12 protein-coding genes are annotated in these 16,290 nt (G+C 43.9%); 6 read left to right on the top strand and 6 right to left on the bottom strand.

Annotated elements, in window-relative coordinates; all coding sequences use genetic code 11:
• The first annotated feature begins 61 nt into the window (after positions 1–61).
• From P0M28_RS04245 to P0M28_RS04265, 5 genes are all read left to right on the top strand, one after another.
• Positions 62–739: an ABC transporter ATP-binding protein gene (locus tag P0M28_RS04245; protein ID WP_302208280.1), complete on the top strand. Its 678-nt coding sequence runs from the start codon at positions 62–64 to the stop codon at positions 737–739.
• Entirely contained in the window at positions 736–2,061 is a 1,326-nt protein-coding gene (locus P0M28_RS04250; RefSeq protein WP_302208281.1) for an ABC transporter permease, read from the top strand. The genes P0M28_RS04245 and P0M28_RS04250 overlap by 4 nt, the downstream gene beginning before the upstream one ends.
• Complete coding sequence (locus P0M28_RS04255; protein ID WP_302208283.1) at positions 2,054–2,488, top strand: DUF3299 domain-containing protein; 435 nt, start codon at positions 2,054–2,056, stop codon at positions 2,486–2,488. The genes P0M28_RS04250 and P0M28_RS04255 overlap by 8 nt, the downstream gene beginning before the upstream one ends.
• A 172-nt stretch (positions 2,489–2,660) precedes the next feature.
• On the top strand, positions 2,661–3,563 hold the full coding sequence (gene bla / locus P0M28_RS04260) for a class A beta-lactamase, subclass A2 (protein WP_302208284.1): 903 nt from the start codon (positions 2,661–2,663) through the stop codon (positions 3,561–3,563).
• 141 nt (positions 3,564–3,704) lie between these two features.
• Positions 3,705–4,817, top strand: coding sequence for a DUF2855 family protein (locus P0M28_RS04265; protein ID WP_302208285.1), 1,113 nt, complete (start codon positions 3,705–3,707; stop codon positions 4,815–4,817).
• 256 nt (positions 4,818–5,073) lie between these two features.
• Here the strand turns inward: P0M28_RS04265 and P0M28_RS04270 are convergent, their stop codons facing one another.
• The 6 genes from P0M28_RS04270 to P0M28_RS04295 form a co-directional block, all read right to left on the bottom strand.
• On the bottom strand, positions 5,074–6,651 hold the full coding sequence (locus P0M28_RS04270; RefSeq protein WP_302208287.1) for a PhoX family protein: 1,578 nt from the start codon (positions 6,649–6,651) through the stop codon (positions 5,074–5,076).
• 338 nt (positions 6,652–6,989) lie between these two features.
• Positions 6,990–8,579, bottom strand: a complete 1,590-nt coding sequence (locus P0M28_RS04275) for a SusD/RagB family nutrient-binding outer membrane lipoprotein (protein ID WP_302208288.1) — start codon at positions 8,577–8,579, stop codon at positions 6,990–6,992.
• Positions 8,580–8,603: 24 nt separating this feature from the next.
• Entirely contained in the window at positions 8,604–12,248 is a 3,645-nt protein-coding gene (locus tag P0M28_RS04280; protein WP_302208290.1) for a SusC/RagA family TonB-linked outer membrane protein, read from the bottom strand.
• A gap of 185 nt (positions 12,249–12,433) precedes the next feature.
• Positions 12,434–13,549 carry a FecR family protein gene (locus P0M28_RS04285; protein WP_302208292.1) on the bottom strand — a complete coding sequence of 372 codons (1,116 nt, stop codon included), beginning with the start codon at positions 13,547–13,549 and terminating at the stop codon, positions 12,434–12,436.
• 168 nt (positions 13,550–13,717) lie between these two features.
• Entirely contained in the window at positions 13,718–14,329 is a 612-nt protein-coding gene (locus tag P0M28_RS04290) for an RNA polymerase sigma factor (protein WP_302208294.1), read from the bottom strand.
• A 351-nt stretch (positions 14,330–14,680) separates the two neighbouring features.
• Positions 14,681–15,142 carry an Lrp/AsnC family transcriptional regulator gene (locus P0M28_RS04295; protein WP_302208296.1) on the bottom strand — a complete coding sequence of 154 codons (462 nt, stop codon included), beginning with the start codon at positions 15,140–15,142 and terminating at the stop codon, positions 14,681–14,683.
• A gap of 161 nt (positions 15,143–15,303) precedes the next feature.
• On the opposite strand from P0M28_RS04295, the gene P0M28_RS04300 reads away from it, so the two are divergent.
• On the top strand, positions 15,304–16,281 hold the full coding sequence (locus P0M28_RS04300; RefSeq protein WP_302208297.1) for an NAD-dependent epimerase/dehydratase family protein: 978 nt from the start codon (positions 15,304–15,306) through the stop codon (positions 16,279–16,281).
• Positions 16,282–16,290 lie beyond the last annotated feature (9 nt).

The following is a 16,290-nucleotide window of genomic DNA, read 5'->3' on the forward strand; positions in this document are numbered from 1 at the left end:
CTTCCAGTTATAGATAGTTCATTCCTATGCAAATATATGGTTAATCATAATAATTGCAACCATGTTGCGTTTGATAGCTTTACTCGCTACATTTGGCTGGAATATAACGTTGATGTTCAAGACTCATTCACTGTCTTTTGCTTATAACCAACAAGCAAGTTTCCACTTCCCGGATATTGAGCTGGATGCTGGGGGAAATCTGCTGATATTGGGTGAGTCAGGGATCGGTAAAACCACCTTATTGCACCTAATGGCGGGGTTATTACAACCTCAGTCAGGCCGGGTAGAACTCATGGGTACTCTCATTCATGAACTTTCTTCAAGTCAATTGGACTGTTTTCGGGGTAGCCATATTGGTTTGGTGTTTCAACGACTCCACTTCGTCCGCGCCCTTTCTTTGCAGGAAAACCTAGCTTTGGTGCAACATTTGGCTCGGAAACCAGTAGACAAATCGCGCATCAAAGATGTGCTCGACGGCTTGGGAATTGGCCATAAATTATCCGAAAAACCGCATCGGCTCAGTCAGGGTGAGCAACAACGGGCAGCTATTGCGCTGGCGGTAGTCAATCGCCCTCAACTTATCCTAGCCGATGAGCCTACCTCTAGCCTGGACGATAAAAACGCCAATCGGGCAGCCCGCCTGCTACAAGAACAGGCGTTCACCACTGAAGCACAGTTAATCATTATCACCCACGACCAACGGTTGAAAGCGCAGTTTTCCAATACCCTGACGTTATGAATATTTTCCGCCTCAGCTTACGAAATATGACCAGCCGTCCGCTCAGTACTACCCTGAGCCTGGTACTGCTAACACTAGGTGTAGGCATGATCGCTTTGTTGTTGCAGGTGAACCGCCATATTCAGCAACAGATGGAAAACAATATTCGGGGTATCGACATGGTGGTAGGAGCCAAAGGTAGTCCTCTGCAACTGATTCTCTCAGCGGTCTACCATATTGATGCCCCTACTGGTAACATTGCCCTGCATGAAGCGGAGCAACTTCAAAACAATAGGCTGGTAGCTTATGGTATTCCCCTTTCCTACGGAGACAGCTATGAGGGCTACCGGATTGTCGGTACCGATCATCAGTACCCTGAACTCTACGCTGCTACACTTGCTGAAGGCCAGCTCTGGCAAGCTCCTTTTGAAGTGACGGTGGGAGCGACGACAGCCAACCTCCTGAACCTGAAGATTGGCGACAATTTTGTGGGGGCGCACGGACTAACCGAAGGTGGGGAAGTGCATGACGAACACGCGTATCAGGTAGTAGGCGTATTTGACTACACCAATTCAGTACTGGATCAACTGATTCTTACCGCTACTGAAAGTGTATGGGCAGCCCACCACCATGAAGAAGAGCATGAGGGGGAAGAGCACGGACACGGAGAAGAAGAAGAACGCCATGAACATCAGGAGGGAGAGGAACATCATGAGCATGAGGAAGAACACAAACATGAAGAAGGGGAAGAGCACCACGAACACGATGGAGAGCACGAACATGATGAACACGAAGAAGAGCGGGAAATTACTGCAATGCTGGTGAAGTTCCGAAGCCCGATGGGGATAGTACAACTTCCCCGTAGGGTGAACGAAGACACCAATATGCAGGCGGCAGTGCCCGCTTATGAGATCAGTCGGCTGTTCAGCCTGATGGGGGTTGGGGTAGATACGCTCAGCACTATCGCACTAGTGATTATGGCTGTTTCAGGACTTAGTGTTTTCATCAGCCTGTACAACGCCTTGAAAGACCGACAGTACGAAATGGCTTTAATGCGAACCTACGGAGCCAGTCGTTGGCAGTTGGTAGGGTTGGTACTCCAGGAGGGTTTATTGTTGACCTTGGTCGGTTTTTTGCTGGGTATTTTAGTGAGTCGTCTGGGGCTATGGTTAATATCCGGTCTGATGGAAGCGAGCTACCACTACTCCTTTTCAGGATGGGGCTGGTTGGTCGAAGAATGGTGGTTACTGGTGAGTGCTTTAGCTATTGGGCTACTAGCTTCCCTACTTCCAGCGATTCGCGTATTTCGTATCAACATCTCCAAAACATTAGCCGATGCTTAGACTGACGATCGTATTTTTACTGTTTATCGCTACTCCGGGTTGGTCACAAACCGAGATTACCTGGCTAACCCTAACGGATGTAAAATTCACCCGAAAATACTTTGAGGAGGTAGACGAATATCTCTTTTACCCTCAGTTCGGGGCTACCGTGAAAGACCTGGAAGGCAAAGAGGTATACTTGCAAGGCTATATGCTGCCAATTGCCCCGGAAGAAGATATTTACATTCTTTCCCGTTATCCTTTTGCCTCCTGCTTTTTCTGCGGGGCTAGCGGTCCGGAATCCATTGTGGAGTTGAAGCTTAAACCCGGTCATCCGAAGTTCCAAATGGACCAGACGGTAACCATTCTAGGTAAATTACGGCTCAACCAGGATGATATTAATGAGTGCAATTTCATATTTGAAGAGGCTGAGGTTTACGAAGATTGATCGATAGTATACTTGTAATGGTTCAAAAGAACCACGTGGCCACAGAAATATACTCACTTACCCAATCATTCTTTTAAAAGTATCTGTGGTATGTTAGGTTTTCCCTACGAAAATATAACGAACAAATGTAATATTGCGCTTACCTGATATTACTTGGTAACAAAAGAAAATTATGGCAAAAAAATCACTTCTATCAATCTTATTTTTCTTACTAGTTTTTACACAAGGGTATTCGCAAGAAACCAAAACATTAAGACTGAAAATAGAGGATATTATAAGTTCTAAAAACGCGATTGTTGGAGTTGCGATTAATGGGATGGACGTTAAAGACACGCTGAGTATTAATGGTCAAAGGCACTTTCCGATGCAAAGTGTATTCAAGTTTCCCATTGCGTTGACCGTTTTATCTGAAATGGACAAAGGCAATCTTTCTTTTGACCAAAAAATTGACATCAAGAAAAGTGAGTTATTACCTGGGTTATGGAGTCCAATACGAGAAAAATATCCAGAAGGGGGCACACTTACCATAGCGGAAATTCTAGAATATACCGTTGCTTTGAGTGATAATGTAGGTTGCGATGTACTGCTAAACCTTCTTGGAGGGCCTCAAGTGGTAGAAAACTACTTTTCTAGTCTCGGTTTTAAAGATTTTTCGGTTAAAATAAACGAAGAGACTATGCAAAATAATTGGGATTTGCAGTTTCTAAATTGGACAACGCCAAAAGAAGCAAACAGAATATTAGCAACATTTTATGAGAACAAAAGCGGGTTGCTCTCCGAAGAAAGCTATGACTTTGTGTGGGATGTAATGAAAGGAACCAAAACAGGTAAGGGCCGATTAAAGGGACAATTGCCTAAAGAAACGGTAATTGCTCATAAAACAGGGTGGTCAGGAGCACATAAAGAAACAGGAATAACGGCCGCAGTCAATAATATTGGGATTGTTTTTCTGCCCAATGGAAAGCACTTCACCATAAGCGTTTTTGTCACTGAATCAGCAGAAAATCTTGAAACCAGTGAGAAAATAATAGCTGATATTTCGAAAGCAACTTGGGATTATTTCACAGACAAATAGCTACATAGCCTGCCCCCTACTGGTTGCAGCGAGACGCTACGACCAGTAGGGGTATAACACCGAACGCACCCATCGGCACGTTTATTCAGCCGTTGCAATCAACTGTCTACTCCACATTTACCCATAAGAAACTTAATGCCTATGGTAGTTATTAAAGCGTTAGACTTTACAGTGAAGATTGATGAGCTTCAAAAACACCAGCTCGTAGCCAAAACCTATTCTGATGAAATATCATCAAACCAAGTCCTCTTAAAAGTCGATAAGTTTTCGTTTACCTCCAACAATATCACCTATGGTATCGTAGGGGAGCGAATGAGCTATTGGAAATTTTTTCCAACTCAATCTGGCTACGGAATTATTCCAGCCTGGGGCTTTGCCAGCGTCATTATCTCCAATCATCCGGATGTAAAGGTGGGCCAGCGATTTTATGGCTACTATCCAATGAGTACCCATTTACTGGTGACCATTGACCATGTTAGTAGCAAAGGTTTTGTGGATAAGACTGAGCACCGTCAAGGACTACCACCAATCTATAATTTCTATACCAATACAGAGCATGACCCTAATTTTACCCCAGAAACTGAAAACCTGATTTCCATATTTCGTCCCTTGTTTATTACATCTTTTTTGATCGATGATCATTTGGCAGCGCAGGATTTTTACCAAGCCACTCAACTAATCGTCACCAGTGCATCTAGCAAAACTGCTCAAGCAGTGGCGTGCCTGTTAGCGCATAGAAAAAAAGAGGACGGATTGAGATTCAACCTTTTGGGGCTTACCTCAAACAAAAATGTAGCATTTGTCAAGCAACTAGGTTGGTACGATCAAACAATGAGTTACGACGAAATTTCTCATCTGAATGCTAGCGAAAAATCCATTGTCGTGGATTTTACCGGCAATTACCAAACTCAATTTCAATTACAAACGCTGCTAAATGGCAACCTGGTCTATAACTGTTTGGTAGGACTGGTTGATTGGCAAAATCTAACAGGCGAAAACCCATTACCTCAAAAGGGAAAACTCTTCTTTGCTCCTACGTATGCCGAGAAGCGACAAAAAGAATGGGGGGCAGCAAAGTTTCATCAAAACACTGGAATGGCTTGGCAACAGTTTATAGACGCTATTCAACCAATAATCTCAATTGAAGAACATAGTGGAACTGAGGGGCTGGAACAGTTATATTTAGATACGTTAAACGGAAAAATTGACCCTAGACACGGTAATATCGTGAGGTTGAACAAACGTGGCGACTGATGTAGCTCGCCCCCACTAGTCGTAGGGCCCGAGTCTCGCTACGACCAGGAAGCGTGCTAACTTACACTACCAACCGTAGAACACTCCTTTGGTTCGATACACTCCCTTCGCCTGAAACAACAGAAAAACGTTGAGGCAGTGAAGTAAGGGCGTTGGTATCAAAAGTTTCGGTAAAAGTGAAGCTAATCACCCCAATATGAAGCCCGTGAGCAAGGTTACTGGTTTTGATCCACTCAGAACTTGTTCTGCCATTTCGTTAGCCAAGTTGCTGTATCTGATTGAGCAACGCCCCCTGAATGGTGACCACCGCTGATCGGGGGATACTATTGGGTTCGCCTGGCCAATGGCTCGTGAGTGATTCCAGAGACGACGATTGTTCGCCGGGGTGCTGAACGCTTAGAAATAGAGTGCTTCCATCCGGGGAGAAGCAGGGGCCCGTAAACTCAGCGTCTACCGGGGCACTCGCCATTTGAATCACTTCTCCGGCTTGGGGGCCGTCACGCATCACCAAGAACAGACCATTATTTCTGAACGCGCTGTACGGGGGCTGATTCATCTTGGAACCGGAGATGTCAGAGGTAAACCACAGATTGCCCGCCCGGTCGAATACCATATTATCGGGAGAAGCGAAGCCGGTATCTTCCCCGCCCGTCAGATACGTAGCAGCCTTAAAAGTTAACGCAGCATGGTCGCCGTTTTCTTCCTCAATCTTGAGAATAGAACCAAAGAAGTTTTCTCGAGGAATATTGTTGGTCAGCGCGACTAGCACATCGCCACTTACTGGGTCAATCTCAATATCTTCGGGACGGTCGAGCCGCGTAGCTCCCAGAATCTTGGCCGATTCTCGCAAGTAGACGAGGGCTTCGGTCTGGGTCTTAAACTGCGTCATCAGCAGCGGCTGTTGATTCACGTCTACCGGAATCCACATGCCTACGTCTAAGTTGGCTACGTACAGCGTACCTTCCCGCAGCGAGCCGGGTTGGCTGGAGATGAATTTGTACAGATGTTCGTCGTTTTTATCGTCTCCGGTGTAGACCACCAGTCGCCCATCGGCTAGCTCTTTGACCGTGGCGCATTCGTGGGAGCAGCGACCCAGAGCCACGTGTTTCTGGGCGGCTCCGGTGGTGGGATCTACTTCTACCACCCAGCCATAGTGCTCCGGCGGATTGGCGTAGAATTTTTCCCAGCCTTCGGTACTCGGCGTAATGCTTCGGTTGCTAGAAGAACGATCACTGTAGAAATGTTGATAGTTTTCTTCGCAGGTAAGCACCGTGCCCCAGGGAGTAACTCCACCCGCGCAGTTGCCTAGCGTACCCATTGCTGTGCGTTTTCCTTCTATCGGAGTCCCCCAGTTAAAGGGAATTTCGGTAAGCCCAGTAATGCGTTTATTATCCGGGTGGGGTACAACTGACCATTGGCTATTTTCTTTTTTCACCCGTACCAAAGAACCCCCGACAGCGTACATTTCCTTCTCTACCTGTTCCTTGGTCTTTCCGGTAACCGCTTTCTGATGAATCATTAAGGAGTTAATGTACTCATGATTCACCCACAGGGTACCCTCATCGGTTTTTTGCTTATCAGGCACAAAGGCGATGAAATCGTTATTGAATCCGAAAGTGTCTTGCTCACTGATAGGATCGCCCCACTGAATTAATAAATTATAATCCAGCTCTTCAGCTAACACTAAAGCATCATCGGAAGAAGGGGCAATGCCCCGAACTGACTTAGAGTTTACTTTCTTAGCTGCACATCCGCTGACGGCGTACGGTAATAAGGAGGCTGAAACTGTGCCTTTAGTTAGTATTTCCAGAAATTTACGTCGGTTAGGTAGCATTGTGATATAGGGTTGGAGAACACAATTTATTCTTAAAGAATTGAGTAGACTCTACCTACAAAAATAAGGAAGCAATCAAAAAACGCAACAATGTTGCATTATAAAAGCGCAGCATTGGCTAAATTAATCTCTTTTCGGCCAGATACCAGCTGTTTTAAAACAGTGAAGTGACTTAAAGTTTTGAGATCGGAATGAGTAAAATCCCCCTCCCCTCGTGCCGCGGCGGCTTTGAAACAGAGCTGCCGTGGAACGGGATTGAGGGGGATTTGCTACTTCGGGTAGTATGATTGGCCGTGAACCCGATAGTGCTATAGTAAACAATCTAAATCGCTTCTATGTCAGTTTAGGTCCCAGAACAACGAATTATTTAAATCATCATCGGCTGCTATTCTGGCATAATTTACTTCATTGAAAGTTTGTTCGGAACCAGGAATGTTGAAACGAACCGGAGGTAGCGTTTGAATATTGCTATTATCAGGTTCAAAAACCAAATCAATTTGATCCAATCGTCTAAACTCTGCCCAATTTTCATAAGGTTGAATAATGTTGTAGTGAACCCACTTTTGTCTAGCGATAAGTTCTAATTTTTCATCATTCGTAGTAGCAGCATCCCAGCTTACGTCAGCTCCGGCCAGGTAGGCGGATACGTCTTCCTCAGTTGGAGTGATTGGTTCAGGAGCCGGACCAACATCGTTGGTTACAGCTCTGATTCTTACGTAGTGATCTACCGAATGAGCGACAGACGATTCATAGGAGGCTTTACCCATAGCATCATCACCCGACTTCAGATAGTATTCGGCCTTATACAGATCAACTTCAGCAGCGTTAATAATTAGTCCCGGGAAAAAGCGGTTCCTGGCGTAGGTGCCACGGTTAAACTGGGCGATTAAACCATCACCTACATCATTAGCAACATCAGCAGCATCAGCGAGCTGATCAATCCCGTTATAAACCCCTTCTGCGTTTTCGCCTGGTTCCCAGATATAGGGCAGTCGGGGATCTCCCGTGCTGACCATCTGATCGAGAAAGGCTTGTCCCGCAAAGCTTGAATACCATCCTTCGGCATCATTCTCCAGCGTAGTGATATTTGAATTGACGGGTGTACCAAAATCCACAACATCAATCTGTATGTTCTGATCATTATCCTCAACGACCGGATAATCAGCAGCGTTGCTTACAATCTGTCCAATCTCAGTGGTGGCACGAGCACTAAATTCAGGAGCATCTTGAACTCTGGTAAGCATTCGTAACCGAAGAGAGTTGCAATACCTACGCCAGCTATCAACATCACCCTCATTCACGTAATCCTGAATAGTAAAGGACGACTGGACAACATCCGTCAACGCTATATCATTCAGGTCATCGGCGATCGTTGCCAGTTCATCCAACATAAACGTATAGATGGCACTGGGGTCGTCAAATTCCGCCAATGAAGCCACATAATCTCCACCGTTTTGGCTGAGTCTTCCGGCTTCCAGGAACGGAATGGCTCCGTATAGATCCGTAACTCGCTGGGTATAGTCATACATATATACCTTAGCAGCCAGCATAAAGATTTTCTTATCGGCCTGCTCAGTTTCAGGTGCATTATTATAGGTTTTCTCAAGCTCTCTAAACTGAAACAACGTTCCGTAATAGTTATTCCAAACCGCGTCTGAGCCAGACGATGGCGGTATATATTGGTTGGGTTCATTTTCCCAACCGATAATTTGCATGTATCGGTTTAAACTGGTTCGTAGTACAACAAAATAGTTTATATACGCTTTCAAAACGTATTCCCTATTTTGGTATAAAAATCCTGTGAACTGGCGATCAATCGAGGTACTTGCCAGTTTACCGGGATCTGCGTAGGCATCTTCAAAATCCGATTCAGTACAAGAAAAAAGAACCGAGATAATTAATACTGTTACTGATAATATCTTTTTCATATGTAGTTAGTCTGTTCTTTACAATTAGAAGCTAGCCCGTAACGTGAATCCCATAGACCTAAAAGCCGGATTGTTACCAGCGGTATTGATGTTTTGAAACCACCGGGTTCCGGAAGTAGTCTGCTCGGGATCTAGGTCTTTGACGGTTCTGTGCAGAAAGAATAGGTTTCTACCAAAAACGGAAACCGTCAGATCCCTTGCCCCAATCTTCTCAGAAATAGATCGGGGAATTGTGTACCCCAAAGAGAGCTCCCGCATTTTAATGTAGTTATTCTTTTTAACATACAATTCGTAACGGGATGATCCGTACTGGGGGCCGCCCCAGCCGTAGGTATTTAGATAATACACTGATTGCGAAATTACGTTCGTGTTAGGTTCTCCGTTTTGCAAAACACCTTCTACCAATATACCATCTTCGTACACCGTTTCACCGTTTGGTCCATTAGGCCCGGTAGCTGCGTCAATCTGAACACCTTTTCCGTTCTCATCAAGGTAGTAGGTAAGACCGCCACGCTCGGCGTTCATTGCTCCCAGACTTTCCTCAAGCAATCCACGACTAACCATCCAGTTTATACCGGTGGGCATAATGCTGGAGCCAAAGCTAAAATCCAGGAGAACATTTAGATTGAACCCTTTGTACGAAATATTATTGATGAAACCTCCGATCACATCAGGCATGGCATTTCCGGAGTTGATCCACTCATCTCCATCCAGTTGATATAATCCATTATCCTGAACAATCTTGTTACCGTTATCATCAGTTGCCACAGGGTGGGTGAAAATGTCTCCCATTGGGCGACCTACCACTGAACGTACCTCAGCCGCGTTTCCGTCGTAGTTTGCGTGAATGAGTTCGGTTGAATTATTTGCCAGTTTTTCTACTTCGTTGGTATTTCGGGCTAAGTTCAACATGGCATTCCAGTTGAAAGCCCCTCGGCTGATTACTTGAGCATCAATCGCTAACTCCAATCCTTGGTTCCTTAGCGTTCCGATGTTTGTCAGTATGGCCCCAGCACCCGTACTTCGCGCAATATCAAGGGGAAGAATCTGATCTCTGATCTGGGCGTTGTAGTACGCTAAGTCAAATCCTATTCTGTTATTAAAGAACCGTGCTTCTAAACCAATTTCAAATTCGTACTTCTGTTCCGGTCTGATAAAATCATTACCGAATGTGCCACTGGGGATAAACGTGTACAGCGGAGCAGCACTAGCCGCTTGGGTACCAAGTGTGCGCTGAGTATAGGCAACATTGGCCTGGTACACCCCAGGGTAATTACCTACCACACCATAACTTGCTCTGAGCTTACCGTAAGAAACACCAGCAGGTAGAGATAATAACTCCGAGAATATAAAGCTGGAATTGACTGAGGGGTAAAAAAATGAGTTGTTATCCGGATTCATGGTAGAAAAGCGGTCTCTTCTTCCGGTTCCTTCCACATACAGATAATCCCTAAAATTGAGTGATACTGTTCCAAAGTAGGCATCATTGACACGATTGACCCGTCTCAATTCGGTAATTGCTTGATTTAAAGAGGAGCTCAGATCAAAGAAATTCTCCGTGGCCAAACCATCGTTCGTTCTGGAAGACTGATAGGATTCTTCTTCCGCTCTCGCTGAGTATCCCGCCATGGCGGTGATGGCTAGATCATCCGTGATCTCTTCTTCATAGGTAAGCAATACGTCTCCGTAGAGGTTCTTTAATTCATTTTGATTAATACTGAAGCTTCCAGAGTTGCCAATCACTAAAGGGAACCTGGTAGCATTCTCATTCCGGATCGTTTCTGAAGTAAAATCATTGGCTAACCGCCCTCTCAAACTCAAATTATCAGTGAACTGGATAGTCTGAGTGATACTGGCCAAGATTCTATTATTAGTTTCAAATGATTGGTGCCTATTTAATCGCCACACATAGTCAGCAATGGCACTTCTGAAGGGGCCGTAAGCAGGATTGATGTTCTCATCGGGAGTAGCACTGGCCTGCGTGCCTGTTCTGAATTGGTAACCTAAACTGGTTTGATAATTATCAAAATACCATTCAGCTCGCTCAAAACGATTCATCATACCCCCAAAGTTGTTAATCATTCGGTCGACTTTGTAGGGTCGGTTTCTGGTGGACTGGTTAATGTACTGTACGGAAACATCGGTCTTGGACCACTCAGTCAAGTTAAAAGATGAATTCAGATTGAAGACATTTCTCTCGTTCTTTGAACCAAAACTGATCATCTGGTTATCCTGACGGGTGTAGGAAAGTCTCATATTCGCCCTTTCGTTTGCCGCAGACAAGGCCACATTGGTCATTTGAGAATTTGCATTCTGAAAAAGGTCTGCATACGAACTATTGGAAGGGGAGTAAGGTACAATATCGCCCGTCCAAGCACGTATAGGTTCACCGTCAAATTCAGGCCCATAGTTTACGCTGGTATTGATCAAAGTACGATTACCTTCACCATCGTCAATAAATTTATCATCGCCCTGACCGGCATCAGCTAATACTACAGGATATCCGGGCCCTCTCACATTTTGATATCTTGGCAAGTAAGCAATTCTGTCGTGCGTAAAGGAAGTAAAAACTTCTACTCCAAGTCCTTGTGTCCCTTTTCCTGATTTGGTGGTGATCATTACGACCCCATTATTGGCTTCAGAACCATAGAGTGCCGCGGCGGATGCTCCTTTCAGAATGGTGATGTCTTCGATATCAGCCGGGTTCAGGTCATTCAGGCCATTACCTCTGATTCTTTGATCTTCCCAATAGCTACCGTTGTTGAACTCGCCACTTCTGATGGGCACTCCGTTGAGGACGATTAGGGGCTGAGTGTTTCCTGTAATGGAAGAAAACCCTCTAATATTAAAACTAACGCCGGAGGTAGCTCCGCCAGGAGTAGACTGGATCTGGACTCCGGGTGCTCTTCCGTAAAGCGAAGCACCCAGGGTTGGTGCCGCTGTTCGGTTAATATCTGCGGCTTCAATCGTACTTACCGCATATCCGGTTTTCCTTTTGTCTTTCTCAATACCGTAAGCCGAGACAATCACTTCTTCAAGGGCAGACACATCGGGCGTTAGTGCTATATCAATAGTGGTTCGGTTGTCGATAGCCACGTCTTCGGTTAAATACCCCACATAGGAGAATGTCAGGGTTGTGGCCTGGTCAGGTACACTTAACCTATAGTTTCCATCAACATCGGTTACCGTTCCTGTACCCAAATCTTTTACTATTACATTCACCCCGGGCATGCCCACTCCCTCCGAATCAGTAACGGTTCCCGAAACAGTGATGGCTACGGTTTCTTCGGTAACGGAAGAAGACTGGTTTCGCAGTAATTTTCGTACGTTAATGTTAGAATTTACCCGTTTGAAACCAAGCCTAGTATCTTTTGATATACTGGTAAGTATGTCGTACAAGGACGTTCGTCGGTACTCATTGTTTAATGTGACACCTGGGTCAATATCTTTTTGATTGTATACAAAGCTAAAATCAGTAAGCTTTTCAATTTTTGAGAACACCTCTAGTATATTGTCATTTCTAAGCTCTAAGGTGAGGTAAACTTCTTTAGTGCCGGAGGTTTTCTGAGCAAGTCCTGGTGTAGTTGCAAGTAGCACACCCCCCAAGCTAATTTGCAAAATTAAAGTGATGAATAGATACATAAATAACCTGATAGAGATCTTTTTCATATCTTTAAGTTGTTTTAGTAGTGAAATCATTATTAAAACTTCTTTCAACAGTCAGCACTATGAATAGCATCTTGCCTTTTTGCCCACTTCATAGTATGACTGAAGAAAGAATCATCTAAGTAGCCCTATTCCTTTTGGGCTGCTTTTTTTATCCTGTATCAATGTATTGCATAGTAATTAATTTTTTAGTATTTGATTAAGACATGATCTTCATTGATCTGAAAGGAAAAGCCATTGATGTAGCTCAGAGAAGTAAGCACACTTTTTAGAGATTGATTGTCAAATTTAGCGTTAACGTTCCAAGCTTTTGGATCGCCTCCATCCACCTTAATGGGTATCCCGTACCAACGCTCCAGAATTTTTAAAACGGTGGCTTGGTTAGCATTTTCCAGATAGATCACGCCAGCCTTCCAGGCCAGCACCTTATCTGTATCGAAGAGCTCCTTTGATGCGTTACGCTGATTTCGATCATAATGTACTTGTTCGCCGGGGGCAAGATGATAGACCTCCGGGTTCAGGGACTCACCGATTGATTCATATCCCATACGTACCTTGCCAGTAGCGAGAGAGACACTAAAGAGACTATCGGTAGGATAAGCCATAACATTGAAACTAGTGCCCAAAACGGTAGTCGTAAGTTCACCGCTTATTACCTGAAAAGGGCGCAAAGAATCTTTCACCACTTCAAAAAACGCTTCTCCTTCCAGGATGACAGCTCGCTGGTTGGGCTGAAATGGTTTCGTATAGCTTATTTTACTTCCCGAATTGAGTATTACTTTAGAGCCATCAGCTAAAAATACCGTTAGTTTTTGTCCGTTTTTGGTTTCTTTAACGATTGACTCATAAACTACTGAAGGCAGTTCTTTATTCGCCAAATAATCGTAAGCAACATATACAAGGCCAACCATTAAAATAAAGCTGGCCGCTATTGCCATCAACATTGGTCTATACCTTACTTGCTGATAAAGAGGGCTCTCTTTCTTTTGCGGGTTATTTGCATACTCCATCAAAGGCACTGTCTTGCCCTCACCAGTTGGCTGCGGCCTAACCCTCTCTAACTCATCAATCCCTTCTTCTATGCTTTGGGTGATAGAAGTTATTTGTGTCTCGTTGAGCTTCACCGGCAACATTGGCAATTGCTGAACTAGCTCAATTGCTTGGACTACAAGCTCAGCTTTTTGAGGATGCGTTTCCAGCCACCTACCCCAATAAGCTTGCGGATCTTGATTATTTTCCAGCACCCATTCTCTGAAAGATTCGTTCAGCACAAAGTCCTCGACACTGTATTCTTCGTAGTTCATTTAGCGGCCCTTTACTGGTAAGAGCCACAGATCCCAAAAAGTTATTCACCCTTTTGCAAAAAAATCAGAATTTTTTTTACGCTTGAAGGAAAGACGATTTTTTCGCTACGCGCTATTGATCTAGAAAGGCATTAATCATCTACCAATACAGGAAGGTTCTTGGTCTGTTTACAGGAAAACTCCTATCAACCCTATAAATAGGCTGCTGAGCTCTTTACGAAGTGCAGCGAGTGCTTTCCAGGCTAGTGTGTACACCGACCGGATATTAATCTCCATAATGTCGGCTACCTCTTCGTAAGAGCACTGCTCATAAAACAGTAGATTGATTACCTCTCGTTGTCGTTCAGATAGGATTAATATAGCCTGCTGCACTCTCTTCTTATTCTCTAATTGCGTCTGTTGGGCTATCATACTACTTTCAAAGGATGAACAAGTTAATACCTCCTTAAATTTATGCTCCATATCGCAGACAAAGTATTTATGCCGACCTACCTCTTTGCTTATGTTGTTACGCAGGGCGCGAAACAGATAGGGTTTCACGTTAACCGCAGCAGGTAAATCACTTTTAGTCTTCCATAGAATGATGAAGAGCTCCTGTATCTGATCGGTTACTACTGCTTCATTAGGAATGATGTGATAGCCGTAATTATACAAATCATTCAAATACCGTCTATACAAGGTTTGGTAAGCTGCCCGATCCCCTTTCCGAAACCTATCCCATAGTACTTCATCAGCAGATGGTAGATTTAAGTTTTCTGACTGGGTAGGAGAGCTAATCATAGATTCCATCAAGTAAGTGCAAAATCAGTATAATGTATGCATTAAAAACTGTTTTCCAAAGGATATGGCACCATCGCAGTGACGAACACATTAAAATCTGGATACACTGATTTTAGAAAAAATAGGGAATCATAAAAAACCGTAGAGCACTTTTAATGTCCTTTGATATCAATAGATGTTTCAGTATTGCTACGGTTTTGATTTCCTTCTTACCTTTTAAAGTGTTTGACCCAAACCATTACACCACATTTTTTTCATAATCTCATCATTCAAAGGAGTTTGCTCTGGCGTTAACACATCTTTCCAAGCTTGTAAGTCAATGGTTCATTAACTTTTTTAAGCAAGACTTCATTAAAAAAAATACGATGTCTCCTGCTTGATTTCTTTTAGTACAAAATAGCTTTCCAAAACACCAATATTGGATATATTGGATAGTTTAGTTCTCACAAATTCATGGTAATCTTCTAAACTGCTCACATTGATTTTCAGGAAAAAATCGACTTTCCCCGCCATATGGAAACATTCTTGTACTTCGCTCAAGCGGGTAATTTCCTGGTCAAACTGGTCGATAAAGCCCTCGTTGTGATAGCGTAAGGAGACCATACATATTGCTGTAACTGGCAAATTAAGCTTTTTCTTATCTAGTATGGCTACGTACTTCTTTATGTACCCCAGCTTTTCCAGTCGCCGAATCCGCTCGTAGGCTGGTGAATTGGTAAGGTTAAGGTGTTCTGCCACTTCCTTGGTCGTTTTCTTTGCATCGCTCTGAAGTAGCCTTAAAATCTCTAAATCGGTATCATCAAGTCTTTCCATAGGAGTAAAATATTCTACTATAGTATCGGCTAAAGCCACAATAAAGATAAATTATCTTAAAACATACGTAATAAAAGATTATATACCTTAATTTATGAATAATCGTAGAATATTTTTCCTAATTTTTTCAATCGATGTACATTTGTGAAAATAATCAAGCAGTGAAAAAGAATAGTATATTAATCACGGGTGCTTCAGGACAACTAGGTAGTGTGCTAGTAGAAGCTATTATCGGCATCTACGGTAGCAATTCTGTAATTGCTACAGATATTAAGCCTATTGAGAACAGTAACTGCCACACTAAATTGTTGGATGCCACTGACCAGGAGGCTATTGTTCAGATAATTCTCAAACACAATGTTACAGAAATATATCATTTAGCTGCTGTACTTTCAGCTAACGGTGAAGCCCACCCAACTCGCACTTGGGACGTTAATATGGTGTCTTGGCTTAATGTGCTGGAGGCAAGTAGACGGTGCCAGGTTCAGAAGGTGTTTTTCCCTAGTTCTATCGCAGTTTATGGTGGTCAATTTGAACGGGAAAATACCCCACAAAATAGTGCACTTAATCCGGCTACAGTATACGGTATGAGTAAAGTGTCTGGTGAGCAGTGGGGGCAGTACTACTTTTCCAGATACGGTCTTGACGTGCGATCGCTACGATACCCTGGCATTATCAGTTACCAGTCGCTACCCGGTGGGGGTACTACCGACTACGCGGTTGATATCTATCATAAAGCTGTTTCGCAAACTAGTTTCAACTGCTACCTTAAGCCCGACACGAAATTACCCATGATTTACGTAGATGATGCCGTGAGAGCTACATTAGAGTTAATGCATTTTCCAGAGGCATCTGTCAAAACCCGCGCATCTTACAATATTCAAGGGGTGAGTTTTACTCCGGAGGATGTTGTTGCTTCTATTCAATTATGGTACCCTGGTTTTACCGCCAGTTACCAGCCTGATTTCCGGCAAGCTATTGCTGATCAGTGGCCTTCTTCACTGGATGACCGCGAAGCCAGAACCGACTGGCACTGGAAACCAAAGTACACGCTGAAAAAAATCTCGCGAAAAATGATTGGTAACCTGAAAGCACTTAAGAATGCTTCTATCAAAAATGAGGACTATGTTACTCTATAGCTGGGTCAG

The sequence above is a fragment of the Tunicatimonas pelagia genome (assembly GCF_030506325.1).
Lineage (GTDB): Bacteria > Bacteroidota > Bacteroidia > Cytophagales > Cyclobacteriaceae > Tunicatimonas > Tunicatimonas pelagia.